The sequence below is a fragment of the Flavobacterium sp. W1B genome (assembly GCF_047344965.1).
Lineage (GTDB): Bacteria > Bacteroidota > Bacteroidia > Flavobacteriales > Flavobacteriaceae > Flavobacterium.
Genome location: NZ_CP178845.1, coordinates 921,650 through 946,947, shown reverse-complemented (window position 1 = coordinate 946,947; position 25,298 = coordinate 921,650). Strand labels below are relative to the sequence as shown.

At 34.2% G+C, this 25,298-nt stretch carries 21 protein-coding genes; 9 read left to right on the top strand and 12 right to left on the bottom strand.

The annotated features are described in order from the left end of the window. Positions 1 to 2: 2 nt before the first annotated feature. The 3 genes from ACMDB5_RS04220 to ACMDB5_RS04210 form a co-directional block, all read right to left on the bottom strand. Positions 3 to 1,463, bottom strand: a complete 1,461-nt coding sequence (locus ACMDB5_RS04220) for a gliding motility-associated C-terminal domain-containing protein (RefSeq protein ID WP_413999769.1) — start codon at positions 1,461 to 1,463, stop codon at positions 3 to 5. Between the two features lie 106 nt (positions 1,464 to 1,569). Beyond that, positions 1,570 to 2,862 (bottom strand): hypothetical protein, encoded by a 1,293-nt coding sequence (locus ACMDB5_RS04215; protein ID WP_413999768.1) that lies wholly within the window; start codon positions 2,860 to 2,862, stop codon positions 1,570 to 1,572. 66 nt (positions 2,863 to 2,928) lie between these two features. Beyond that, entirely contained in the window at positions 2,929 to 3,369 is a 441-nt protein-coding gene (locus ACMDB5_RS04210; protein ID WP_413999767.1) for a hypothetical protein, read from the bottom strand. A gap of 928 nt (positions 3,370 to 4,297) precedes the next feature. Between ACMDB5_RS04210 and ACMDB5_RS04205 the strand changes: the two genes are divergently transcribed. The 7 genes from ACMDB5_RS04205 (at position 4,298) to ACMDB5_RS04175 (ending at position 10,170) form a co-directional block, all read left to right on the top strand. Next, complete coding sequence (locus ACMDB5_RS04205; RefSeq protein ID WP_413999766.1) at positions 4,298 to 5,446, top strand: ATP-binding protein; 1,149 nt, start codon at positions 4,298 to 4,300, stop codon at positions 5,444 to 5,446. A gap of 5 nt (positions 5,447 to 5,451) precedes the next feature. Further along, positions 5,452 to 5,835 carry a DoxX family protein gene (locus ACMDB5_RS04200; RefSeq protein WP_413999765.1) on the top strand — a complete coding sequence of 128 codons (384 nt, stop codon included), beginning with the start codon at positions 5,452 to 5,454 and terminating at the stop codon, positions 5,833 to 5,835. Positions 5,836 to 5,872: 37 nt separating this feature from the next. Next, positions 5,873 to 6,382: an acyl-CoA thioesterase gene (locus ACMDB5_RS04195; RefSeq protein ID WP_413999764.1), complete on the top strand. Its 510-nt coding sequence runs from the start codon at positions 5,873 to 5,875 to the stop codon at positions 6,380 to 6,382. Between the two features lie 183 nt (positions 6,383 to 6,565). Then, positions 6,566 to 7,573 carry a recombinase RecA gene (gene recA, locus ACMDB5_RS04190; RefSeq protein WP_414000357.1) on the top strand — a complete coding sequence of 336 codons (1,008 nt, stop codon included), beginning with the start codon at positions 6,566 to 6,568 and terminating at the stop codon, positions 7,571 to 7,573. A 188-nt stretch (positions 7,574 to 7,761) separates the two neighbouring features. Next, a complete protein-coding gene (locus tag ACMDB5_RS04185) occupies positions 7,762 to 8,175 on the top strand; it encodes a hypothetical protein (protein ID WP_413999763.1) in 414 nt (137 codons plus the stop codon). A gap of 16 nt (positions 8,176 to 8,191) precedes the next feature. Beyond that, on the top strand, positions 8,192 to 8,734 hold the full coding sequence (locus ACMDB5_RS04180; protein ID WP_413999762.1) for an RNA polymerase sigma factor: 543 nt from the start codon (positions 8,192 to 8,194) through the stop codon (positions 8,732 to 8,734). Further along, positions 8,731 to 10,170 carry a hypothetical protein gene (locus ACMDB5_RS04175; RefSeq protein WP_413999761.1) on the top strand — a complete coding sequence of 480 codons (1,440 nt, stop codon included), beginning with the start codon at positions 8,731 to 8,733 and terminating at the stop codon, positions 10,168 to 10,170. Before ACMDB5_RS04180 ends, ACMDB5_RS04175 begins: the two co-directional genes overlap by 4 nt. Here ACMDB5_RS04175 and ACMDB5_RS04170 read toward each other — a convergent pair. Further along, on the bottom strand, positions 10,167 to 10,913 hold the full coding sequence (locus tag ACMDB5_RS04170; protein WP_413999760.1) for a lysophospholipid acyltransferase family protein: 747 nt from the start codon (positions 10,911 to 10,913) through the stop codon (positions 10,167 to 10,169). The two genes, ACMDB5_RS04175 and ACMDB5_RS04170, sit on opposite strands and share 4 nt — an antisense overlap. Positions 10,914 to 11,126: 213 nt before the next feature. Between ACMDB5_RS04170 and trpS the strand changes: the two genes are divergently transcribed. Continuing rightward, positions 11,127 to 12,101, top strand: coding sequence for a tryptophan--tRNA ligase (gene trpS, locus ACMDB5_RS04165; protein WP_413999759.1), 975 nt, complete (start codon positions 11,127 to 11,129; stop codon positions 12,099 to 12,101). A gap of 56 nt (positions 12,102 to 12,157) precedes the next feature. On the opposite strand, the gene dprA is transcribed toward trpS, so the two are convergent. Continuing rightward, positions 12,158 to 13,258 (bottom strand): DNA-processing protein DprA, encoded by a 1,101-nt coding sequence (gene dprA / locus ACMDB5_RS04160; protein ID WP_413999758.1) that lies wholly within the window; start codon positions 13,256 to 13,258, stop codon positions 12,158 to 12,160. A 203-nt stretch (positions 13,259 to 13,461) separates the two neighbouring features. Here dprA and ACMDB5_RS04155 point away from each other — a divergent pair, with 203 nt between their 5' ends. Continuing rightward, positions 13,462 to 14,397, top strand: coding sequence for an SPOR domain-containing protein (locus ACMDB5_RS04155; RefSeq protein ID WP_413999757.1), 936 nt, complete (start codon positions 13,462 to 13,464; stop codon positions 14,395 to 14,397). A 59-nt stretch (positions 14,398 to 14,456) separates the two neighbouring features. On the opposite strand, the gene ACMDB5_RS04150 is transcribed toward ACMDB5_RS04155, so the two are convergent. The 7 genes from ACMDB5_RS04150 to ACMDB5_RS04120 form a co-directional block, all read right to left on the bottom strand. After that, positions 14,457 to 14,939 (bottom strand): hypothetical protein, encoded by a 483-nt coding sequence (locus ACMDB5_RS04150; protein ID WP_413999756.1) that lies wholly within the window; start codon positions 14,937 to 14,939, stop codon positions 14,457 to 14,459. A 4-nt stretch (positions 14,940 to 14,943) separates the two neighbouring features. After that, the gene (locus ACMDB5_RS04145) at positions 14,944 to 17,214 is read right to left on the bottom strand and encodes a helix-turn-helix domain-containing protein (RefSeq protein WP_413999755.1); all 2,271 of its coding nucleotides are present in this window, start codon (positions 17,212 to 17,214) and stop codon (positions 14,944 to 14,946) included. A 189-nt stretch (positions 17,215 to 17,403) separates the two neighbouring features. After that, positions 17,404 to 17,967, bottom strand: coding sequence for an OmpH family outer membrane protein (locus ACMDB5_RS04140; RefSeq protein ID WP_413999754.1), 564 nt, complete (start codon positions 17,965 to 17,967; stop codon positions 17,404 to 17,406). Between the two features lie 245 nt (positions 17,968 to 18,212). Next, a complete protein-coding gene (locus ACMDB5_RS04135) occupies positions 18,213 to 19,061 on the bottom strand; it encodes a class I SAM-dependent methyltransferase (RefSeq protein ID WP_413999753.1) in 849 nt (282 codons plus the stop codon). Positions 19,062 to 19,306: 245 nt separating this feature from the next. After that, entirely contained in the window at positions 19,307 to 21,178 is a 1,872-nt protein-coding gene (gene mnmG / locus ACMDB5_RS04130; RefSeq protein ID WP_413999752.1) for a tRNA uridine-5-carboxymethylaminomethyl(34) synthesis enzyme MnmG, read from the bottom strand. Between the two features lie 259 nt (positions 21,179 to 21,437). Further along, on the bottom strand, positions 21,438 to 21,857 hold the full coding sequence (ybeY, locus tag ACMDB5_RS04125; RefSeq protein ID WP_413999751.1) for an rRNA maturation RNase YbeY: 420 nt from the start codon (positions 21,855 to 21,857) through the stop codon (positions 21,438 to 21,440). Further along, positions 21,854 to 25,156 carry a hypothetical protein gene (locus ACMDB5_RS04120; RefSeq protein ID WP_413999750.1) on the bottom strand — a complete coding sequence of 1,101 codons (3,303 nt, stop codon included), beginning with the start codon at positions 25,154 to 25,156 and terminating at the stop codon, positions 21,854 to 21,856. The genes ybeY and ACMDB5_RS04120 overlap by 4 nt, the downstream gene beginning before the upstream one ends. Between the last annotated feature and the right edge of the window lie 142 nt (positions 25,157 to 25,298).

Genomic DNA, 25,298 nt, shown 5'->3' with positions numbered 1-25,298 from the left:
ACTTATTTAATTAAAGTTATAGAACCTTTTTTTATTTTTTTATCTTGGGGAATAATAATGTAATAAAAAACTGGGTTAATATTTTTGAAATCTATAATGGTCTCAGGCCAATTATTCTGGTAATTATTGGTTTTAAAGATTTGTTCGCCTGAAGAACTCATCAATATTACCTCGGTATCGCTACCACTTGAATATTCTTGAGGAATTACCCAAGTATCATTTATTCCATCTCCATTTGGACTTATTAAATTGGGTATATTAACAGCATTAGTGTCAACAATAGGATATTTTATTGTGAAAAGAAACTCTTTTGTAGCAACACAACCCGAACTTTGGGTAATTATAACTTTGTAATCTCCTTTGGCTGTTGCATCAAAAGTAGCACCATTGGCTCCAACAATTAAAACATTGTTTAAATACCACTGATAAGTAGGATCTACAGCGGTCGTTGTTGTAACTATAGTTTTTACTTCCCCTTCATTTATTGTGTTTGTCCCTGTAACATTTATAGAACTTGCAAATTGAATTTCCTGCAAATTAATAGTTGAATTAGTCACACATCCGCCAAAATCAACTTTAACAGAATACAAACCAGCTTTGTTTGCGTCATAAGTACTAGCTGTAGCCCCAGCTATTGCAACATCATTAAGATACCATTGATAACTGTTAGCGGTTTGAGTAGTTAAGGTTGTTGGTCCTTCAGAAGCACAAAATGGATTTCCTTTACTAGAAGTTATAGCCGAAACCTGCGCTGTCGCTTCCGAAACTGTTACTCTATTAGAATATGAATAGGATGTACAAGACCCATAATTAGTTTCAACAAAATAGGTTCCTGGTTGGTTAACGGTTAGGCTTGTGGTGCTCCCCATGAGAATAGGAGAAGGAGTAGATTCTTTATACCATTTGTAGGTCAGGGAAGGGTATTTTAATGGAGAATCATTCGTTCCTGTACCGGGATTATCTATTTTTAAAACATAATTTCCTCCCGCACAATAAGTGGCAGTAGAAATAAAATTATTGATTGAAAAAGGAGTGTTTTGAATTTGGTAATATGCCGAAAAAGAAACTGAACTAGTACTAGTAACTGCTGGAGAAGTACTTCGTATTCTTATTTTATAAGCTTCGCCTGCAGTATTTGTGGGAATCCGAAATCCTAAAGTTGCCGGGGAACTAGTAACTGCTCCAGCATTAGAACTAACAAGAACAGTTGCATTTGCGAAGTCTCCACTTGGATCAGACAACTCAACTATAAATTGATTAGTTGAGTCAAAAGCCGATTGTGGGCTAAAAGCAAAAGTTGCCGTAGACAAAATAGGAACCTGAGTATTATATGCCGCATCAGCACAAATTTGGCTAAAACTAAGTGTAGGCTTTCCAATTGTTATTTGAGCATAAGTATCAGTTGCTAAGGATAAAGCAAAAAAGAAGAAACAAAAAAAACATTTTTTTACTATAGTAACCATCGCTGAACAGATCTTTATTTAGCATAATCAACAAATATAACTTAGAGGTAATTTATTAAATTTCACTTCCTTAAAGTTTAAAAACAAAAACTATCAAACCTGAAAACTATTTATCAACGTTTGAAGCAACAATTTTCCCTATTTTCAATCTAAAATCAGGTCTTTTATCATTTAAAAAATCGATAAAAGTTTCTTTATTGTCACTTTTAGAATAAACATTAGAAAAAATACTATTACCATACCAATTCTCTAAATCTTCATTATTTGAATCAAATTCAGTAAAAATATTTCCTTTACAGAAATTGAAATACATTTGTTCAAATTTTATTTTATTTAGATTCTTGTCGTTGATTTCCATTTTGCTGTCCAATAATACTGCCGGATTGAATCCAGAAATTACTGTTCTTCTACATTCCAAAGCCGAATTCTCACCAACATAGATAGCCTCTTTAACCAATCCCGACTCGATATCAACACTTATGTTTTCACTATTATTAACCAAGGTTAAATTTGTAGCAACAACTAGTGTCTGCTTTTTTGTAAAATCAACTTCTTCTTTAGTGCCATAAGACGCAATATCTAGACATCTTGAACCAAATTTACTTGATAAAAAAGAAGAACGAATGGCTAATGAATTATCGATATTACACTGAGTTCCATAATTAAATTTATAATCATTACTACTTGATTTAAACGAAACCATCTTATTCAATTTAACTTCTCCACCTAATATTTCGAAGGAATCACCAGCAGAAAAGCTAACCATTACATTTTCGATTATGGTTTTATTTCCTACACCGCACAATAGCAAAGAATTGAAATTTTCAGTTCCTTTCAATTTTGCTCCAGCAAACTCTATCCTTACAAATCTTAAAATACCTGAATTACTCCCAGCATTTGCTCCTCCATAGGAAGTTAAAGCAGGGTTTAGGTCAAAGTTTACTGAAGAAACACTACCAAATTTATTAATAGGCGCATCTCCCAATAAGATTATTCCTCCCCAATCTCCTGCCTTTTTAAGGCTATTGTTGGATGTAAAAACAATCGGATCCGTTTGTAAACCATCAGCAATTAAAGTAGCGCCTTTTGTAATAACAAGCGAAGCCTTAGATTCAGAGTCACATATTATCACCGTTCCCGGATCAATTGTAAGTGTTGCATTATTAGTTACATAAACACTTCCTTGCAATAAGTAAATATTTTTCTTTTCTAATTTTGTGTTTACAGAAATATTTCCGGCTAAAATTCGATTAGCCTCACCATAATCCTGTTTATTAGGCTTAAACTCCGTCCAATTATTTAACCAATTGTTAGATCCTATTATTCCTTTTTCTTGTTGTGCATTTACACCGCAAGTTATCAAAAGAAACACGCCAATAATTTTAGTAATGTTTTTCATAAGACAAAAGGTAAATTGTTAATAATATTATTGAATAAAAAACTAATGAAACACTGTTATTATAGACTACAAATCATTGAATTCATGCAATGATTTCATTGTATTCTCGTAAAATAAAATAGCTGATATTAAATTATCTTTATCAGAATAAGGCAACATCCTTCTTTGAAAATCAACTGTTAATTGAAGAAAAGAATTAGTTCCTTCGGCTTGACCTTCCATCGCTTTCCTGTTATCAGGATTATTAGGAATACCTAAATCAGCTATAGTCACACCAGGTTTTGTAGCCAAGGCTATATATGGCAAGGTTTTTACAAGAACTTGTATTCGTTCTACATAAAGCTCCAAAAGCTCCCCTTTTTGCATCGCCTTTAACTCGTCCAAACCGTGGTACTTTTTAATTGAAGCACTTGAACTAATAATACTTCTTGGAGCATTTTTATTTTGTGAAAAAACCACACCAGAAGTGAATAAAAAAACACTTAAAACAATAACTTTGATCTTCATATTTTAAACTTAAATAGTTAATCTATAGAAACAAAATTAAATAATTAAAATTAATTTACAACATTTATCAACAATTGTTTGTTAGAAAAAGTATTACAAATTAAATAAAAAGACGTCTAATACCGACAAAATAAGCAATATATCGTCTTTTTTCTTAAATTATCCTTAAAAAATAATGTAAGATTAATTATCCTAAAATTTATGGAAATGGATTTTAAAAAACAGAAAAGCTCTTAATTCCGTCTAAACTATTTTAAGATTAAATCCGGATAAAAGAAAAACAATCATTACTTACTTAAAAAATACCTGAATTTATAATCCTATAATAATCAAATAATTACACGCCTTAAATTATATTATTTTTAAAAAAAACATAACAGCAAACATCTATCTTAGATTCACAAATTTAAAAGTTGCAATAGTAGGGTTTTATTTACATGTATGCAATTATATTTAAAAATTTTACTAAAAACTTTAGTAAAAATACGTTTTAGAAAAAAAGACGAGAAGAATTAAAATACCAATAATTGTCCCGCCTATTATTTTTAGTTGTCATAATCAAATAAAAAAAATGACTTCAAATTTTCTTTAATTTATTAAAATAAAAATCCTACAAAATGTTTTATAAAAACCTCGGATACTCACAAAAAAGTAACCTATTTCAACAAACCGTCAGTTAATTCGAAGCGATTTTTTACCCCTTTTGTTTTAAAAACTGTAATTGTCCTAACAATTAAAAATTTCGATAAAGCAATCATACTTTTAATCAAAAGAATTCAAGATATGGCAACAAAAACAGTATTTATCACAATCAATGCTTCAATATTCTAAGCAAATGTGTTTTTCTGTTATTAATTTTGAGTTTTCCTACCGTAAAACTTTACAATCAAAAATTTTTGACTAACCCATTTTCTTCTATCTTTGCTTCATGCAATTTTCGGAAATTTTAGGGCAGGAACACATTAAAAGTCATCTGACAAGAAGTGCCGATTTAGGCCGGATTCCTCATGCCCAATTATTTGTGGGGCCAGAAGGAAGTGGCACTTTGGCCACTGCCATCGCTTATGCCCAATACATCTTATGCGCTAATCAAAACGGAGAAAATCAAGGTTCAAATGAATCCTGCAATTTAAAATTCCAAAAATTATCACATCCTGATTTACATTTTGCTTATCCCACGGTGACCACCGAAGAAGTCAAAAAAAACCCAAAAAGCATTGATTTCATAGCCGATTGGAGAAAATTCGTTTTACAAAATCCTTATGGAGGCTTGTTTGATTGGTATGCCATTCTGGGCGTTCAAAACAAACAAGGCGAGATTAGGGTCGATGATGCTCAGGAAATTCTGAAATCATTATCCTTGAAATCATACGAAGGCGGTTATAAAATTATGATTGTTTGGATGGCCGATAAATTAAATATTGCTGCCTCGAATAAATTATTGAAATTACTTGAAGAGCCACCAGAAAAAACGCTTTTTATTTTAATTTCTGAAAATGAAGAAGATATCATTCAAACCATACGATCAAGATGCCAAGTCTTGCATTTTAATGGATTGAGCGAACCTATCATTGCTGAAGCTTTAGTTTCCCGAGAAAAGGCAGACCCAAAATTAGGTGCAAAAATTGCGCATCAGGCACAAGGAAATTACAACATTGCTTTGCATTTACTTCATGATGACGACGAAGAACATCCATTTGAACAATGGTTTGTGACTTGGGTTCGTGCAGCTTTCAAGGCAAAAAAAGATGCTGCTGCCATCCAGGATTTAATTCTTTGGAGCGAAAAAATTGCTGCTTTAGGAAGAGAAACGCAAAAGAAATTTCTAGAATTTTGCATCGAAATGTTTCGTCAGGCATTATTGCTCAATTACGAAACGAAAAATTTGGTTTATTTTGAACCTAAGGTTGATAAATTTAAACTAGAAAATTTTGCGCCATTTGTAAACGGCAATAACATTCAAGATATTTTCAAAGAACTTTCGGACGCCATGTATCATGTGGAACGCAACGGAAACGCAAAAATCATTTTGACCGATTTATCCATAAAACTAACCCGTTTAATCCATAAAAAATAACAATTATGAACAACGTAGCCTCTATTTTAATTTTAGTCTTTTTGGCAATTTCTTTTCTTCAATCCGGATACGATAAACTATTCTATTGGAAAGACAATATCGATTGGTTAAAAGGGCATTTTGCCAACACTCCGTTGAGAAAACAAGTGCCTTTGGCATTAGCAAATATTCTGATATTAGAATTAATATCCGGTATTTTGTGCATCGTGGGGAGCATCCAATTAGTGGTAAACGATGGCAGAATCTTTGGTTTTTACGGAGCCGTTTTTTCCTGTATAACTTTGATTATGTTACTTTTTGGACAACGATTGGCAAAAGATTATGACGGAGCCAGAACCATAGTTATCTATTTCATCCCGGCAGTAATGGCTGTCTATTGGTTAAACTAGAAAAACAAAATAAAGAACATTCACATTGACAAATAAAATGACACCAAAACATCCTTCAGAATCCCTTTCTATATTAACCGATTTAGTTTTGCCAAGCGAAACCAATCCTTTGAATAATCTTTTTGGCGGAGAATTACTGGCCCGCATGGATCGAGCAGCGAGTATTGCAGCCGGGAGACATTCCCGAAGAATTACCGTGACCGCATCAGTAAATCACGTAGCCTTTAATAGAGCCATTCCCTTGGGAAGCGTTGTAAATGTTGAGGCCAAAGTTTCTAGAGCTTTCAAAAGTTCGATGGAAATTTATATTGATGTTTGGGTAGAAGACAGACAATCTGGAAATCGCACCAAAGCAAACGAAGCAATTTATACTTTTGTGGCAGTTGATGACACCGGAAGACCAGTAGAAGTGCCACAAATAATTCCGGAAACGGAACTAGAAAAACAGCGTTTTGACGCCGCATTAAGACGCAAACAACTTAGTTTAGTTTTGGCAGGCAAGATGAGTCCTCAAGATGCTACTGAATTGAAGGCATTATTTATCTAAAAATAAATTTAACTCGTTTTTTGTAATTAAATATTTCAGATACGGAAAATTTGAATCGAAAAAAGGAGTATTTTTACAAGCACAAAAAATCATATTTAAAAGAAATTTCAGGAGAATAAGGCCTGCAAATCAATTTCTTACAGACATAAAATAATACAAATGAAAGAAAAGGTAAAAGAGAAGATGAGTACAGAAAAAGAAGCCAAATTAAAAGCACTACAGCTTACGCTGGACAAACTGGACAAAACCTACGGAAAAGGAACAGTGATGAAAATGGGCGACAAAGCCATTGAAGAAGTAGAAACCATTTCGTCGGGATCTTTAGGAATAGATTTAGCCTTGGGAGTTGGTGGCTATCCAAGAGGTAGGATTATTGAAATATATGGTCCAGAATCTTCTGGTAAAACTACTTTGACACTTCATGCCATTGCTGAGGCTCAAAAAGCAGGAGGAATTGCTGCTTTCATTGATGCTGAACACGCATTCGATAGAAATTATGCCGAAAAATTAGGCGTAGATATAGAAAATCTAATTATTTCTCAACCGGACAATGGGGAACAAGCGTTGGAAATTGCCGAAAATCTGATCCGTTCAGGAGCAATAGACATTGTGGTTATTGACTCTGTTGCCGCATTGACTCCAAAAAGTGAAATTGAAGGCGAAATGGGAGATTCTAAAATGGGATTACATGCCCGTTTGATGTCTCAAGCGTTAAGAAAATTAACCGGAACTATCAGCAAAACAAACTGTACCGTTTTCTTTATCAACCAGTTGAGAGAGAAAATTGGAGTAATGTTTGGAAATCCGGAAACGACTACAGGAGGAAATGCATTGAAATTTTACGCTTCGGTACGTTTAGATATTCGTCGTTCTACTCAAATTAAAGACGGGGACAACGTATTGGGTAACAGAACCAAAGTGAAAATTGTAAAAAACAAAGTAGCTCCACCATTTAAAGTGGCTGAATTTGACATCATGTATGGTGAAGGAGTTTCAAAAACAGGCGAAATATTAGACTTGGCTGTTGAATTTGAAATTATCAAAAAATCAGGTTCTTGGTTTAGTTATGGTGAAACCAAATTAGGACAAGGTCGCGATGCCGTTAAATCTTTGATTAAAGACAATCCGGAATTAGCGGATGAACTTGAAGAAAAAATAAAAGCCAGAATAAAAGAATTAGCAGAAAACTAATAGTCTTTATTGTAATATTTTTAAAAATGCTCGAAAATTTTCGAGCATTTTTTTTGGAGTTTTGACAACCCAATTATTTTCCGTTTTTTAATTTTGATAAAAAAAATCCTTTTTCACGCAACCTTTTTCATCAAGTACAATCTTATAAAAAGTAAACAATGAATTATTAACTTTAAAATTGAAAAAAAATGAAAAAAATTGCGTTACTTTTAGTGTTAATCACATCTTTAGTAGGCTGTAGTCTTGATAGTGGTGACAGAGAAACATATACCTATTCCGTACTTCCTGTGGAAAGTTATACGCTTCCTGAAGCTTTTAAATTGGGCGAAACCTATGAAATAAAATTAAAATACCAAAAGCCTTCAGCTTGTCATATTTTTCAAGGAATATACTACAGTAAAGATTTAAACACGAGAACAATAGGAGTACAAACTGCGGTAAAAGACAAACAAATTTGCGGTACTGAAATTCCACCATTATCAGAAACTTCATTTAACTTTACGGTAACTGCTACAGGTTCTTATATTTTTAAGTTTTACAAAGGTAAAGATGCTGAAGACAAAGACTTATTTGAAGAAGTAGAAATTCAAGTAGTTCAATAAAAAATAGAACAATTCTGTGGCATTAGAACAAATAATTACGGATTGTAAAAAGAATCACCCCAAAGCTCAAGAACAGTTATACCAATTGTTCGCTAAGAAGTTTTTTGGGGTGTGCCTCAAATATTCCAGTAATTATGATGATGCCCAAGATAATTTGCAGGATGGTTTTATAATTGTTTTTAAAAAAATTGAACAATTTAGCAGCAAAGGCTCTTTTGAAGGCTGGGCCAAAAGAATATTCATAAACAATGCATTACAAAAATACAAAGACGTCCGATTTATGGAAGTTCTGGATGATAATATTGCCGAAGTTGATCTCGAAATAGACGATGAAAAAATATCCCTCGATTATTTACTGCAAATTATACACGAACTACCGGATCAATATCGAATCGTATTTAGCTTGTATGTCCTTGACGGTTACTCGCACAAGGAAATCAGCGAAATGCTAAACATTACAACCGGAACAACAAAATCAAATCTTTTCAGAGCACGATTGATTTTGAAAGAAAAAATTGAAAAACTAACAGACATTAAATTCGAATCATCGGCAAAATGAAAAACAAAAAAAACATAGACCGATTGTTTCAAGAAAGATTCAAAGATTTTGAAACAGAACCCAACGAGCACACTTGGTCAAACATCCAAGCCGCTTTGAAGGAGGAAAAAAAAGAACGAAAAGTAATTCCGCTTTGGCTGAAATACACCGGAATTGCTGCAGCCTTTTTTCTAGGCTTTTTTGCTTTGAATTCTGTTTTCAAAACAAATAATGATTCCAAAAACAGTATCGTTTTAGAAACCAAGTCTTCGAATTCTTCGACTGACAATAAAGATACCGTTCCGACTAAAACAATGGGAGAAAAAAACCAAATCTACCTGAAAAATAATTCAAAAATTGCTCTAACGGACCCCGAAAAAACCAAAAAAAATGAAAAAGAAACTACAGCTGTTATACAATCAAAAATCACCCTTGGCAAAACGAAGAATCAGAACATTGCTAAGATTTATATCGGTAAAAATAATCCATCGTTAGAAAAAGCCGATACCAAAAATGAAAATTTAAAATCAGATTTAGCTGTTGCAGAAAAAAACAATCCAAAAAATTCTACTCTTTCTGATAACATTTTAAACCAAAACATCAAAAAAGAATTATTAAAAGAAAAAGAAAACTCAGCGATTGCAAAAACAGATTCTGACAAGCAGGCTTTAACTTCAGCCGCCGTCCCCAACGAACTAGAAGCGCTTTTAAAGACAAAAGAAGAAGAAAAGAATAAAATAGTTGCCGCAAGGAAAAACAAGTGGGAAATCACACCAAATATAGCCGCGATGTATCCTAACGCAAATTCGAACGGTTCGAGCATTGATCCACAATTTTCAGAAAACTCGAAAACTACCGAAAACAGCCTTGGATTTGGTGTTGGCATCAATTATGCCATTAGCAAAAAAATGGCTTTGCGATCAGGAATCAATAAATTTTCATTGGGATACAACACCAACAATGTTGTCTATTCTACGGGTTTAAAGAATAACAATTTAGCCAATGTAAATTACACTACTAACGCTCTGATTGAGGTTCATAACAGCTCAAATTTAAATTCACTGATGACTTTTGAAAAAAACCTGCAAAAAACAAGCAGCGGAACCATCAATCAAAAAATGGGCTATTATGAAGTGCCTTTGGAGCTTTCCTATGCAATTTTGGATAAAAAAATAGGCATTAACATCATTGGCGGAATCAGTACTTTGTTCCTCGAAGAGAATAAAATATCATTAATTTCAAGCGAAGCTAATCTAAAATTGGGCGAGGCAAATAACTTGAATTCAGTGCATTTCAGCACTAATTTTGGGATTGGTTTTCAATACAAGTTTGTGAAATCATTCCAACTTAATTTTGAACCAATGGTAAAATACCAACTGAATACTTTTTCTAATAACTCCGGGAATTTTAAACCCGTTCTTATTGGCTTATATTCCGGAATTAGTTATCATTTTTAATTTATCGAATCAAATTCGACTAATTGGTTATAAATAGTTTCTCGTACTTCATCCCGAATTATTTTTCGGTCAGCCCCAGTTTTACCATGAGTTTCCACAATCGAATGGATTTTAACTCGCATTAATCCTGGGCTTCCGCTAAAAAAAGTATAGGAAAGTCTTTTTTTATTATCGGCAAAAGTTATGGGAACTATAGGGATTTGGTGCTCTAACGCCAATCGAAAAGCACCATCTTTGAAAGAATCCAACAACACCGATTCATCATCGGGAACACCGCCTTCAGGAAAAATACAAACGCTCAAGCCGCGGTCAATTCTCTTCTGTGCTTGGTTAAAAACTTCCATTCGGCTTTTTGAACAACCTCTATCAACTAAAATACAGGTTCTTTTGTAGAAAAACCCAAACAAGGGAATCTTTGCCAGTTCTTGTTTTCCAACAAAAACAAAGGGGTTTTTAACCGCCGCTAACATCAACATTATATCGGCCATCGAGGTATGATTGGCAACAATCATATAACTTTTATGGAAATCGAGAGGTTGAACTTTATTAATTTTATAGAAAAATCCCATTCCGAAAAGAATGAATTTGGCCCAAATTCTCGCCATTTTGAAAAAATAAGGATAGCCTTTTTCAGATAAAATGGAAAGAATTAAAAAAGGAAACATGACCAATATCGGGATGGCCATTAAAACATAAAACCATACCCGCCATAAAGTCCAAAAGATTATTTTTATTCCTTTCATAATGCCAAAAATAGGAAATCGAATGTTATTTTTGGTAAAAGAATTGACTTAGTGAATTAGTAACCTCAAAGAAGGCTTGTCAAAGCACGTTCAAAACTTTTTAAAGATTAAAAAAATATACTTAAAGAGCTAAATCAAGATAATTTTTAAAATTCTCAAATTTGCGATAAAAAATAAAAAACTTTGCGAACTTTGCGATCAAGAAAAATTACAATGGCAAAAATACTTACTGGTGTTCAGAGTACGGGAACCCCACATTTAGGAAACTTACTGGGAGCGATCATCCCGGCAATACAATTATCTAATAATTCTGAAAACGAATCTTTTCTTTTCATAGCCGATTTGCATTCGATTACGCAAATAAAAAACGGAAAAACCTTAAGAGAAAACACCTATAGCGTTGCTGCAGCTTGGCTTGCTTTTGGATTAGATGTGAATAAAGTAGTTTTCTACAGACAATCTGATGTGCCACAAACAGCAGAATTATCTTGGTATTTGAGTTGTTTTTTTCCTTTTCAACGCCTCACATTGGCACATTCTTTTAAAGATAAAGCCGATAGACTGGACGATGTAAACGCCGGTTTATTTTCGTATCCAATGTTGATGGCCGCCGATATTTTATTGTATGATGCCGAATTTGTTCCTGTAGGAAAAGACCAATTGCAACACCTCGAAATCACGCGCGATGTCGCTTCGCGTTTCAACCACCAAATGGGAGAAACTTTTGTGCTTCCGGAAGCCAAAATTCAGGATGACAGCATGTTGATTCCAGGAACTAATGGCGGAAAAATGAGTAAATCAGCCAACAATATCATCAATATTTTCCTTGATGACAAAACCTTGCGCAAACAAGTGATGAGCATCGAAACCGACAGCACACCACTGGAAGAACCAAAAAATCCGGATACTTGCAATGCTTTTGCGATTTATGCTTTGTTAGCAAATCAAGAACAAATTGCGACTATGAGAGCTAATTATCTAGGAGGAAATTACGGTTATGGTCATGCCAAACAAGCTTTGTTTGAGCTAATTACCGAAACATTCAAAACCGAAAGAGAAAAATACAATTACTACATAAACAATCTTGCAGAGGTAGATTCCTTATTAAGAATTGGTGCCGCAAAAGCGTCAGAAGTTGCCAAAGGCGTTCTGGCAAGAGTAAGAACCAAATTGGGATATGAAATCTAATTTTCAAACCACATATTCACAACCCTTTCCCTTCAAAACGGAAAGGGTTTTTGTTTTCATATTGCTTCAAACAATTTCCCCGGCAACGGCCGCACTACGCCTTTGAGTTCCATATTCAGTAGCAAACCCGAGATTTTATAAATGGGAAAATCACAATTCAAGGCGATAATGTCCATCAGTTCTTTGCCGGTTTTCAGCAAATAATCATATACTTTTTGTTCGTCTTCATCTAAGCTTATAAACAATTGTTTTTGTACGGGTTTAACTTCTTTTTCCAGATCCCAATTCAGTATATAAATCAAATCGGCGGCACTGTTGAGCAGGTTTGCTCTTTGGGTTTTTATCAAGTTGTTACAACCTGCGCTGTACTTGTCGGTCGTGCGTCCCGGAACGGCAAAGACGTCGCGATTATAATCGTTAGCCATGTTGGCGGTAATCAATGAACCACCTCTTTCAGCCGATTCTATGACGATTGTTGCTTCGCTCATTCCCGCAACTATTCTATTTCTACGAACAAAATTTTCTTTGTCGGGATTAGATGAACTCCAAAACTCGGTTATAAAACCGCCGTTTTGCTCCATTCTGGCCACGTATTTTTTATGTGTTTTGGGATAAATTTGGTTCAAGCCATGCGCCAATACTCCTATCGTCTGCAAATTGTTTTCCATAGCCAATTGATGCGCTAAAATATCCACGCCATAGGCAAAACCACTTACGATAATGGGATTAAGCGGAGCCAAATCCTCTATTAGTTTTCGGCAAAACTCCGAGCCATAAGAAGTTATTTGGCGCGTCCCGACAATGCTGATAATTTTTCGGTTTTTCAAATCGATATTTCCCGAAGTGAACAACAACGCCGGTCCATCAATACAATGCTTCAATCGATCGGGATAGTTTTCGTCTTGAAAATGGACCACATTGATTCCGTTGGATTTAATGAATTCCAGCTCTTTATTGGCTTTGTCAAAAACGGATTTATCCTTTAAATTTTTCAACAACATCGAACCAACACCATCAATGGCGTAAAGCTGCGCCGTTTTGGTTTTAAAAACTGCCTCTGCGCTGCCGCAATGCGTCAACAGTTTCTTGGCCATAATATCGCCAACACCTTCTACCCTTTGCAAGGCTAATAAATAAAACAAATCCTGCTCTTTCATTTTTTAGATGCTATTATAATTTTAAAAACTATCATTGGTGCAAGCAAAATACAAACCGAATCACAAAAAAAAATTAATCTGAACTTCCTCGATTTTTTTGGCTAATCAATTGTTTATGAAAAGTATACATTTTTTACGGGAATTGTTAATAAAAATTGTGAATAAAATTTTGATAACTATTTTCATTGTATAACTTTGTAAGTATGAACATCCAACCTTACATCGCCCAGCTTTTATATCGTTATCAATGTGTTACCGTTCCTGGTTTCGGAGCATTTTTGACTGAAACTCAATCGGCTCAGTGGATTGAAAGCGAAAATTCATTTTTTCCTCCAAAAAAAATGATTTCTTTTAATGCCTACATTAAAAATAACGATGGTTTATTGGCCAATCATATTGCTCAATCTGAGAAAACATCTTATGATTATGCCGTAAGCGCCATTCAATATGAAGTATTGAACTGGAAAAAAATATTGTTGGAAAACGAATCGATTTCGATTAAAAACGTTGGAGATATTAGGCTGAATGCAGATAAAAACTTAGTTTTCATTCCTTCGGACCAAACCAATTATTTATCGAGTTCTTTTGGTTTAAGTTCTTTTGTTTCGCCTGTTGTAAAAAGAGAAATCTTCGAGCAAAAACTAGAAGCAATCGAGGAGAATACCGTAATTAACCTAGAGCCCGAAGAAAGAAAAAGCAGACCGTATTTAAGATATGCGGCAATTTTTGTTCTGGGATTGGGATTAACCGGAAGTATTGGTTATAGCGTGTACCAAAATCAAATGGCAACTGAAACTTTGCTTGTCGAAACGGCAGTTCAAAAACAAGTAAATAACAAAATACAAGAAGCTACTTTCTTTATAAAAAGCCCTATGCCGGCAGTAACACTTTCAATAAAAGAAGGAAAAATGCCTTATCACGTAATGGCAGGCGCTTTTAGAGAAGAAAAAAATGCTCAAAAAAGCTTCGAAAAATTATCAAATCAAGGATACAAAGCCAAACGTCTGGCGCCAAACAAACACGGTCTTTTCCCTGTTGTCTATGGAAGCTACAGTACTTTAGCAGAAGCTGAAAAAGCAAAAACAGAAATTCAAAAAAAGGACAATCCTGAAGCCTGGCTTTTGATTGAATCACTATAATACAAAAAACCTATTCGTTCTGAATAGGTTTTTTTATATTTAAAAGGCTCGAAAAAGCTTTAGTTTTTAATCAAAGAATCTTTCGTTTTTTCGAATATAAATTTTGGAGAGTTAAAATCAAGAGGAACTTCCGGATTAAAATAAACAAAGCCCATATAACCACCTTCCACTCCATTACCTAAAATTAGCTTATTCTCTTTTTTCAAAAAAGCTATAGGCAACCGTTTCCAACTGCCACCATAGGATTTGTAATTGTAAGTGCCTATCAGCGTATCTCCTTTAATTTTCCCGCTTACATCACCCGAATCTTTTATCGCTTTATTGCCGTAAATTATTTCATAGTTTCCGTTAAAACTAAACCCATTTGTAACAATCGATAGAAGAGCCGTATCTCTGTTATTGACCGCTTCGTAAAAAACCGAGTTCGCCTTAGATTCTTTTTTTGAATCGCAAGCAATAACCAAGACTAACAAAAGAAAGGCGATAGACGCCAAAATTTTGCCCGATAACGTCGTTTTTATATTCTTTCCGAGAATTACCATGTAATTAATTTAAACTTGCTTTAAACATCCTTAATTCGTCCCAGGTATATCTTTCACCAAATTGTTCTTTCATTCCACTCAGCGATTCTTCTTTGTAATATTTAAAAGCTTCGCTCAATTCCTCAATTTTATCTTGTGGCATTACGTCTCTAACGGCAATTTTCTTGGACTGAATCAGTTTTACCAAATGGCTTTCAACCGTTTGTGTGGTCAGTTTTCGGATTCTTGCAATGTCCTGAATCGAATTTTTATGTAGCCACAAATCATAAGTTTCCTCTACGGTTGATTTTTTTGGCGCTTTTGGAGCGGATTTTTTTGAAGTATAACGTTCTACATCCTTGTCATCCTCAATCAAACTGATGTTTAACTTCTTGAACTGCGCTGCAATTACTTCCGTTTTTCGGGATTTGTATTTTTTTATTTCGTCTGAAGTCAATTTCTCTTTCGAAATCGTTTCGCCTGAAATGACTACGTCCATCAGGAGTTTCGCCTTCATCAATCGCAAAACCGCCTTGGTCTGCAATTCTTCGAGCACCGATAATTCCTCATAATAGGCTTTTGCTTTTTTGGTTCGTTTTACTTCCTCTATTTTCCAAAGTACCTCAAAAACCAAATCGTCCATTGGCGACCAAAAATAACTGAAAGCCGCCTCAATTCTCTGCGAAACATGAATTAAATCGACGGTTTCACTGGCAAAGATTTTATTCAATTGCTGGATGAACTTTTGGGATGGATCTAAAAGCGAATCGATGGCCTGCATTTGCTTAGTTGCCCAAAGCGCATTCTTAGATTTTCCCGAAGTTTCTGATTTATCCGAATAACTGAATTTATGGTTGCGCCATTCCTGAGCCAAATCAGCCCAATCAAAACTGTTAATCAAGTAATTATGGATGAAATTTTTGGTTTCAAAATGCAATGAATTCTTCAACAATTCCTCCGAAGCTTTATTCAGCGCATAATCCATCACGTCTTGGTCGTTAGAAATACCGTTCATACGCAGCGGAGAAAGCAAAATAAGCCCGTTTAACGAACGCAAACGCGACAATGCAACATACGCCTGTCCGGGCAGAAAAACCTGCGAAACATCGAGCGCTGCTTTGTCAAAAGTCAGTCCCTGGCTTTTATGCACCGTAATCGCCCAGGCCAACTTGATCGGATAATGAACAAAAGTACCCAAAACCTCCTCTTCGATTTCTTTAGTCATCTCATCCACTTTGTATCGGATGTTCTGCCATTCGTATTTTTCGACTTCAATTGTTTTGTCTTCCTCTGGAAAATGAACTAGAATCTCTTGGCTTGAAAGCGATTTGATAACGCCCATTTTTCCGTTGAAATAATTCTTGTCTGCAGAGAGATCATTTTTTACAAACATCACCTGAGCACCAATTTTTAATTGAAGTTGTTCATCAACCGGGAAAATTTTTTCGGGAAAATCGCCCACAATGTCCGGTTTATAAATCGTCAGCTTTCCTTCTAAATCCTCCAAAGCCTGCGCATTCATGGTATCAGCCTTTGCATTATGGGTTGTAAGCGTAATATAACCTTTGTTGGTTTTTAAATCAAAGTCGGGTTTTACGTATTCGTTGAGCACTTCGACATCCTCTTTAGAAATCTGGTTATTGCGCAAATTATTCAAAACAGCGATAAACTTGTCATCCGTTTGACGAAAAATTTTGGACAATTCAATATACAAAGGCGGATTTTGTTGCACCACATGCGAATGGAAGAAAAACTTTCCTTTGTAATAATTCCTTAAGGTTTTCCATTCTTCATCTCGAATAACTGGTGGTAATTGTAGTAAATCTCCTATATATAAAACTTGAACTCCACCAAATGGAGTCGTTTTTTTTCGCACCGTTTGCATCATGTAATCCATAGCATCAAGCAAATCAGCGCGCAACATACTCACCTCGTCAATAATCAGCAGTTCCATATTTCTGATTACCGATTTTTTTAAGCCATTCATTTTAAAATGTCTGCGCAAAGTATCCTTAGATTCAAACTTTACCGTTTCCGAAAAATGAGATTCAACACCAAACGAAGGTATAAAACCACCAAAAGGCAATTGAAACATAGAATGAATCGTAACTCCACCGGCATTTAATGCAGCAATTCCCGTAGGCGCAACCACCACCGTATTCTTATGCGTAGTTTGAATAATTTCACGCAAAAGCGTGGTTTTACCCGTTCCCGCTTTTCCGGTAAGAAAAATAGAACGTTGTGTCTGGTTGATAAACTGTAATGTATAAGCAGCAGCTTCGGATATTGTTTGCATTTGACTTGTAAATAAGATTGCTAAATTATTGAAAATTAGAATCCCTATTTTTATTAAAAAGTAACATTTTTTGTTTTTTTGAACTAATTATCTAAGTTCAGATCGAAACCAAAAGCTGAAATAAGTTCAAAAAAAAACCTTCAATCTAAAATCTAGATGAAGGTTCTTTTCTGAATTAATATAGAAAAATTATTTTTTAACCTCTACTTTTTCGTCCTTTTTAGCAGCCGATTTGTATTTGTCATTTAATCCTTTTAAAATTTCTTTTGTGATATCAAATTTGTCTTCAGCATACAAAATTGTTGCAGCATCACCAGTTCCATAAATATAAGAATAACCTTTTTCCTTACCATAAGCTTTGATGAATTTTTTTACACCACTTACTAAAGTGTCCATTTCTACTCCACTTTCCTGTTGCAATTGCTGAGCTAAAGCTTGTTGAGCATAACTCAATTGTTGCTCTCTTTTTTGTAATTCAGCACCTTTTTGTTGTGCCCAAGCTTGACCGTTTGCCTGTGCTTGACTTTGAAAATTAGCAGCATCTTGTTTAAAGCGATTGATTTCTGCTTCCAACTGTCTTCCTTTTTCTTCAGACTGCGCTTTATACTTAGCTTCAAGATCTTTTGCTTCTGTGTATTCTTTCATTAATACCGAAGTATCTACATAAGCTGTTTTAACTTCTTTAACTTCCGCTGCTTTGTCACAAGCAACAACTGAAATAGAAATTGCGATAATTAATAATACTTTTTTCATTTTGGTTTATTTCTAATTTTATGTAAGTACGACAAAAATATAAAAAAATAGATAGTATCCTAAAAAAGATTGAAAAATGCCTAAAAAGGACACTATTAGATTTTATTATTAAAAGCAAAAAAGATATAATTTTACTTTATAAAAAATGGATTCATCAGCTGTGATTTAAGCGATTTCCTTAAAAATTGACACATAATTTAGCGTCACGAATGAAATCAACCTTAAAAACCGCCTTAAAATCGATTTTAGCTATTTTTCAACACATAAATGTGTGATGAATACTCAAAATTTTGCTTTGCTTTCCAATTTGATTGCAATCCTATAAAAAAGGCTTTAACAAAATTCATTTTGCCATATTTATATTTTTCTGACAACAAGCTCACATAAAAAGAATCAAATTTCATAGGGAGTACTTTTTCTAATTCAATTGCTTCTTTTTCAAAAAGTATTTTTATCGTTTTTTTAGAAAAATGCCAAAAATGAATTGGTACATCATAGGCTGCCCAAAAAGCACCATAATATTTTGCATCGAAAGATTTGAAATTAGGAACTGCAATAATCAAAGTCCCTTTTGGTTTTAACAATCGTTTCAATTCTTTTATCTGATTGTCAAGATTAGGTACGTGTTCCAAAACATGCCACATCGTGATCACATCAAAAGAATTACTTTCTAATTCCGAAGTTTCTTCAACAAATGAAATGCCTTTGTTTTTTGCAATTTTTTTTGCTTTTGCACTAGGCTCCACTCCTATCGTTTCCCAACCGTTTTGCTTGGCAACCGATAAAAAATCTCCAGTACCCGCACCAATATCTAAAATTCGTCCTTTAGCTGGTTGCTGCGCATTTATTAAATTCAATTTATTTTTAAGCGCGATGCCTTTTACGAAATGATAGGCTTTTTCAAATAAAGAACGTTTGTTATCGGTATGCGAAATATAATCCTCGCTTTCGTAATATTTCCCTAAGTTCTCTAAACTTGGTTGTGGAAATGTAATCAACATATCCATTGTTTCATCATGATACAAATCGAATGTTTCTTTTGAAACAGAATGGTCTTTTACGCTAAGGAAATGCTTTTTATTTGAAATATCCATTTTTAGTTTATAGTCAATAGTTTTCGGTTGTCAATAAATATGAAGCCGAAAAATTATATATTAAAATTCACATTATTTTCAAAACGAGCAACAGATAAAATACCTATTGCTCGTTTTTTATTTATTTTTTTTAAAACAAATTTCCCAGTAATAACAAGGCTTTCGGCCGTAGTTTCACGTGGAACAAAACTAGTATTCAGTCATCAGATTTTTAGTAATCAGTTAAAATGATATTGAACACTGCTTTACCTTCCCATATAAATCAACAACACCGAAACATCACTCGGGGAAACGCCGCTAATACGTGAAGCCTGAGAAATAGTTACAGGACGAATCTTGCTCAATTTTTGTTTTGCTTCTATCGACATTGACTTTATTTTATTATAATCAAAATCAGCTGGGATTTTCACATCTTCCAAGCGCGTCAGTTTATCCGCATTATTTCTTTCTTTCTCGATATAACCAGAATATTTCACTTGAATTTCGGCTTGCTCCAAAATTTCCTGATCCAAGTCGTTTTCTTCAATATATGTTTTAACCTTTTCAAATTTCAATATATCTTCCAAATCAATTTGCGGACGAGAGAAAACTTTAAACATTTTATCCCCTTGCGAAATAAGCGCCGTTCCTTTAGATTCTAAAATAGGATTGGCTTCGGCAACAGAAATACTGGTCTCTTTGAAAAAAGCCACCATTTTTTCAGATTGGTTCAATTTATGCTCCATACGACGCAAACGCTTTTCTGAAGCCAAACCAATTTCGTGCGACAAAGGCGTTAATCTAAAATCGGCATTATCCTGGCGCAACAATGTTCTGTACTCGGCGCGAGAAGTAAACATTCGATAAGGTTCTTCCGTTCCTTTGGTAATTAAGTCGTCAATCAAAACACCAATATAAGCTTCATCCCTTTTTAAAATTAAAGGCGCTTTTTCATGCACTTTTAAATGCGCATTAATTCCAGCCATCAATCCTTGAGAAGCTGCTTCTTCATAACCGGTCGTTCCATTTATCTGCCCTGCAAAATACAAACCTTCCACTAACTTCGTTTCCAAAGTATGTTTCAATTGTGTTGGCGGAAAATAATCATATTCGATTGCATAACCTGGACGGAAAAACTTCACTTTTTCAAATCCTACTACAGAACTCAAAGCTTTATATTGAATATCTTCCGGAAGCGATGTAGAAAAACCATTTACATAAACTTCACATGTATTCCATCCTTCAGGCTCAACAAACAATTGGTGTCTTTCTTTATCGGCAAAGCGATTTATTTTATCTTCAATCGAAGGACAATATCTTGGCCCAAGACTTTTTATTCTTCCGTTAAACATCGGCGAACGATCAAATCCTTCTCTCAAAATATCATGAACCGCCAAAGAAGTATACGTCATATAGCAAGATCTTTGATGAACCAATGGCGTTGTCAAATCCGAATAAGAAAACTTGTCCGGTTTAGCATCTCCTTTCTCCTCATTCATTTTCGAATAATCCAAAGAACGTCCGTCAACACGGGGAGGCGTTCCGGTTTTCATTCTACCTGCTTCAAAACCGGCATTAACTAAGTCTTCGGTAATTCCATAAGCGGCACTTTCACCCGCTCTACCACCACCAAATTGTTTTTCACCAATATGAATTAAACCGTTCAAAAAAGTTCCATTTGTCAAGACAACCGATTTCGCCTTTATCTCCACTCCAAGCGAAGTGCGTATTCCTTTTATTTTTCCGTTCTCGATAATCAATCCTTTTACCATTTCTTGGTAAAAATCTAAATTCGGCGTCGCCTCCAACATCAATCTCCACTCCTCTGCAAAACGCATACGATCACTTTGAACTCTTGGCGACCACATCGCAGGTCCTTTGGACTTGTTCAGCATCTTAAACTGAATGGCAGTTTTGTCCGAAACAATTCCTGAGTATCCGCCAAGGGCATCAATCTCACGAACAATTTGACCTTTGGCAATTCCACCCATCGCAGGATTACAAGACATTTGCGCAATGTTTTGCAAACTCATTGTCACCAATAGGGTTTTCGATCCCAAATTTGCTGCTGCCGCAGCGGCTTCTGAACCGGCGTGACCCGCACCTACCACAATTACATCATATCCTTCTTGAAACATTTTTCTTTATGAATTTACTCCCGAGGATCGGGAGTTGGACTCAAAGACTCGAACAAGTTCAAATCTTTGAATCTAAATTTATCTTCCATCTCTTTCGAAACACCTACTTTGAACCAGTTTAAAAATCAAATGTTCCACGTGAAACACCACAACTTCCTAATTCGTTTATTTTGTTTCACGTGAAACATATTATTATCTTTCTAATAAAACAAACCAATGTTCCACGTGAAACATTTACTCTTTCAATAAAGATGTTTAATTACTGTTCCACGTGAAACATCGCTAATTTTTCATCTTCTTTTGCTCGCATCATAAGCTCTTCTACCTCGCCTTTGTCTTTGTATCCACAATAATGCAAGATACCATGAACCAATACGCGTCTTAATTCGACATCAAAAGGAACATTAAAATCATTGGCGTTATCTTGAACACGCTCTACAGAAACAAAAACATCTCCGTGTAATTCATTCCCCAACGTATAATCAAAACTGATAATATCTGTCAAAGTATCATGATTAAGATACTCCAGATTGATCTTATGCAAATATTCATCATCGCAAAAAATATAGTTTATCTCCCCTTCTTTCTTATTCTCGGACACAATCACATCAGATAACCATTTAGCAATTGCCTCTTCGTTCTCTAAAGTAAATTCGTTTTCGTAGTTAAAATTGATCATTTTTTATTAAAATATTCTTGAACCTTAAGGTTAAAATTGGAGCGCAAAGGTAATGATTGTCTGTTTAATATTTCTATGCTATTCAAATAATCTAACAATGAGTCCGGCAAGGCTTTAGAAGGATTACTAAATTCCTTTTTATTGGTTTCTGATTGTCGCTTATTTTCTTCACCTTGCTCCTTTACAGCAGTGTAGAGTTTTAACAAATCTTGCTTAATATTAAAAGCCTTCTGCATCGTTTCATTACTAAAACCCTTATTCAAAAGTTGTTTTTCTAATTGTTTCATTTTATCCAAAGCAGCTTGCCCACTAGAACCTAAACCTTGTTTATTCAATTCTTTTTCCAAAGCTTCCCTTAGCTGTTGTTGCTCTTTATATATTTCCATTATCGCTTGTGCATCTCCTTCCCCATCATCCCCGTTTTGAGAACCAGCTTTTCCGCTTTTAGAACCTTCACCAGAACCTTCTTTTTTTCCATTACCAGGTTTCTGGGCTTTATCCATACCCTCTTTCATTTTATCACCAAGCCCGTCTTGCTTTTTAATAATGTCTGGCAATTGCATACCCGAACTATTACCTGGTTTTGGTTTTCCCTTACCCATACCACTTAAGGAGCTTTTCATATTAGAAAGTAATTCACTCAAAAAGTCACCTAATTTATTAGCCGAAGAAACAGAATACTGCTGGTGCGAAATTCCTTTTCCAACTTGAGAATCCGTTAAAGACTCCAAAGATTTATCGATATTGTAATGAACATTACCAATTTCCTTAGTTACATCTTCAGCGATTTTAGGGTTGCGCAAAGACATAGCAAATAAACTATCATCAACATGTTTGAACTGTTGTTTTAAATTTTGCTGTTGTTTTATGTATTTATTAAAACCAGGTGATCCGGCTTTTAAACTTTTAAACTGACTCATGACATCTTCCTGCGACAAAGAAAAAGCTAATAGATTATCTAATATTTGTCTCAACATTTTTACGTCTTCCTCCATCTGTTCCTTCTCACTTCCTTCTAAACCTTGACTCATTTTCTGAGACATTGCTTTCATGTTTTTGGAAGCGTTCTTTTGCTTTGGTTTTGCCTTGGCAGCATTTTCTTTTTGAAGTTCATCTACCGCTTTCTTTAAATCCTCATCAATGCTTTTTTCCAAAGCTGCATCCTTAGGCAAATCCAATGGTGATTTTAGATCCTTATTTTCTTTACTTAAATCCTCTAATTCCTCCTGAATCTTATTGAAAGCAGCATTAATCTCTTTCTGTTTTTCTGCTTTATTTTCTTTATCAGCATTGGATAATTTATCTTGCTTATCAGAAAGTTTGTCTAATTTATCCGAAAGCTGTTCCGCTTTCTTTTCAACGTAATACTTCTTGGTCAGTTCAACTAATTGCTGTAAATTCTTTGTTTGGTTTTTACTGTTCTGTTTGAATTTATCTAGCTTATTAAGTAAATCTTCATTTTGAATTTTATTGTTTAATTCTTTAAGCTCCTCTAATAATTTCTTGTTTTTTTCTAAATCCTTATCGGCGTTATCAAGACGTTTTTCAAGTATTTCTTTGAATTCATCTTTATCATCAGCTTTAAATTTATCTAGATTATCTTTCATTTTCTTAGCAAATTCTTTCATCATATCATCCTGTTGTTTTTGGCGCTGGATAAAATCATTTACTTTTTGTTGGTCTTTAAATTCAAATTGCTCCTTCTCTTTTCCTGTTTTTTGCAGTTTTTCAATTTCTGAAATTTGCTTATTTTGATTTTTAAGCGATTTTGCTAATCCACTAATGTTTTCATTTTGCTGCTTCAAAACCTGATCAGCGTTTTCTTCATCAGTCGAAATCCTATTAGAAAACACAACTGATTTACTACTTTTAAAATGATGAAGCGCATCATTATCAAAAACCTCAAAATAATAATCATAAGATACACCTTGAACAACGGGAAGCTTAGATGGAAAAGCAAACACAAATTGATCGAATGTAGATTTCTTTATAGCAATTGTTCCACGTTTAGCAGTTTCTGGTTTGTTCCTTTCATAATAAACAATCTGTAGTTGAGACAAACCATAATCATCGGCAATTTGACCCACGACATAGTTACTTACAACCTTCAAACTGTCTGGTGTATTGCTTACATTGATAGAAGGAAACTGATCTTTGACCACAGTAAGCTGATAATTCAACTTTTCGTACTTTTGAACCTTATTATTTGAAGTAAAAATTTGATATTCAGTACTATTAACTATATTTTTTGACAAAGTGAAGCTCTTTTCAACTTTAGCAAAAGGAAAATGGGCAATTTCATTAGACCAATCAACTTCTTGAGTTGCTTCGGTATCCATTTTCCAGGTTACGGTAGTTCCTTCGGGAATGACAGCGTTACCGGTTCCTTTTAGAATTTCCGATTTTCTATTCAAATAAGAAGGGAAATTTAAGTGCATTTCGAAATTAGAAATCGAAGGAACGGCTATAACTTTTAGTTCATAATCGTTAGATGAAACGGAATTCGCTTTCAAATAAAATGAAATATTCTCCGATGGTCTACTAATTTTAAATTGAAACTCTCCTGCTCTTACGCTCTCCATAAAATAACTTTCGCCATTTATAAATATCATCGTATTATCAGGAACAATATTTCCAACGGTTTTAATCTTAAGAATAAAATCCTTATTTTGCTCTGTTTGCAAATTAGAGTTCATTACAACAAATTCAAAAGGAGCCGGAGGAGTAAAAGCAACATTAAAATGCATTACTCTATTAAAACTCTGAGAAATCACTGCATTATTTCCTGACAAATAAAAGAACACAAAAAACAAAACAGGGATAACTGCCAACGGAAAATACTTTCGGTTATCATTAAAATTAATAGCATTTCCGAAAGGAATTGGCTGAAGTGCATTTGCTTTTTGCTCTATCGAAGCCATCAATAATTCAGAATTTTGATGATGATCTAAATTCGCTAATTGAATATAATTAGTCAATTTATCATTTACTTCAACAAAGTGATTTCCTATAATAGTTGATGCCTGATTGTAATCCAAACCTTTTTGAAGTTTGAATAATTTAAAAATCGGAAACAAAATAAAACGGAAAAAAAGGAAGGCTTCTACTCCAACAAAAGTCCAAAATAAAATGGTTCTTCCCATTGGTTTCAGCCAAAGAAAGTACTCAATAAAAAGCGTAAACAAGAAATATAAAAGTCCTAAACCGATAAAGAATACTACTCCTCGTATCAATTCATTAATATAAAACTTCCTGATAAAAGCTTCTAACTTTTGATAAATGAAATTTGAATGCTCCAAAATTTGCAATTAAGATTTTATAACCAATAAAAGTAATAATTTTAATGGGATAATTTGCCAATGAGATAATTAGAAAATATATTAATCGTACAGTTTAGAAGCTTAATTTGATTTCAACTCTTTATCTGATTATCAAATTTTC

Coding starts and splice junctions, on each gene's coding strand:
- ACMDB5_RS04220 (WP_413999769.1), bottom strand. CDS start 1,463: ATGGTTACTATAGTAAAAAAATGTTTTTTTTGTTTCTTCTTTTTTGCT.
- ACMDB5_RS04215 (WP_413999768.1), bottom strand. CDS start 2,862: ATGAAAAACATTACTAAAATTATTGGCGTGTTTCTTTTGATAACTTGC.
- ACMDB5_RS04210 (WP_413999767.1), bottom strand. CDS start 3,369: ATGAAGATCAAAGTTATTGTTTTAAGTGTTTTTTTATTCACTTCTGGT.
- ACMDB5_RS04205 (WP_413999766.1), top strand. CDS start 4,298: ATGCAATTTTCGGAAATTTTAGGGCAGGAACACATTAAAAGTCATCTG.
- ACMDB5_RS04200 (WP_413999765.1), top strand. CDS start 5,452: ATGAACAACGTAGCCTCTATTTTAATTTTAGTCTTTTTGGCAATTTCT.
- ACMDB5_RS04195 (WP_413999764.1), top strand. CDS start 5,873: ATGACACCAAAACATCCTTCAGAATCCCTTTCTATATTAACCGATTTA.
- recA (WP_414000357.1), top strand. CDS start 6,566: ATGAGTACAGAAAAAGAAGCCAAATTAAAAGCACTACAGCTTACGCTG.
- ACMDB5_RS04185 (WP_413999763.1), top strand. CDS start 7,762: ATGAAAAAAATTGCGTTACTTTTAGTGTTAATCACATCTTTAGTAGGC.
- ACMDB5_RS04175 (WP_413999761.1), top strand. CDS start 8,731: ATGAAAAACAAAAAAAACATAGACCGATTGTTTCAAGAAAGATTCAAA.
- ACMDB5_RS04170 (WP_413999760.1), bottom strand. CDS start 10,913: ATGAAAGGAATAAAAATAATCTTTTGGACTTTATGGCGGGTATGGTTT.
- trpS (WP_413999759.1), top strand. CDS start 11,127: ATGGCAAAAATACTTACTGGTGTTCAGAGTACGGGAACCCCACATTTA.
- dprA (WP_413999758.1), bottom strand. CDS start 13,258: ATGAAAGAGCAGGATTTGTTTTATTTATTAGCCTTGCAAAGGGTAGAA.
- ACMDB5_RS04155 (WP_413999757.1), top strand. CDS start 13,462: ATGAACATCCAACCTTACATCGCCCAGCTTTTATATCGTTATCAATGT.
- ACMDB5_RS04150 (WP_413999756.1), bottom strand. CDS start 14,939: ATGGTAATTCTCGGAAAGAATATAAAAACGACGTTATCGGGCAAAATT.
- ACMDB5_RS04145 (WP_413999755.1), bottom strand. CDS start 17,214: ATGCAAACAATATCCGAAGCTGCTGCTTATACATTACAGTTTATCAAC.
- ACMDB5_RS04140 (WP_413999754.1), bottom strand. CDS start 17,967: ATGAAAAAAGTATTATTAATTATCGCAATTTCTATTTCAGTTGTTGCT.
- ACMDB5_RS04135 (WP_413999753.1), bottom strand. CDS start 19,061: ATGGATATTTCAAATAAAAAGCATTTCCTTAGCGTAAAAGACCATTCT.
- mnmG (WP_413999752.1), bottom strand. CDS start 21,178: ATGTTTCAAGAAGGATATGATGTAATTGTGGTAGGTGCGGGTCACGCC.
- ybeY (WP_413999751.1), bottom strand. CDS start 21,857: ATGATCAATTTTAACTACGAAAACGAATTTACTTTAGAGAACGAAGAG.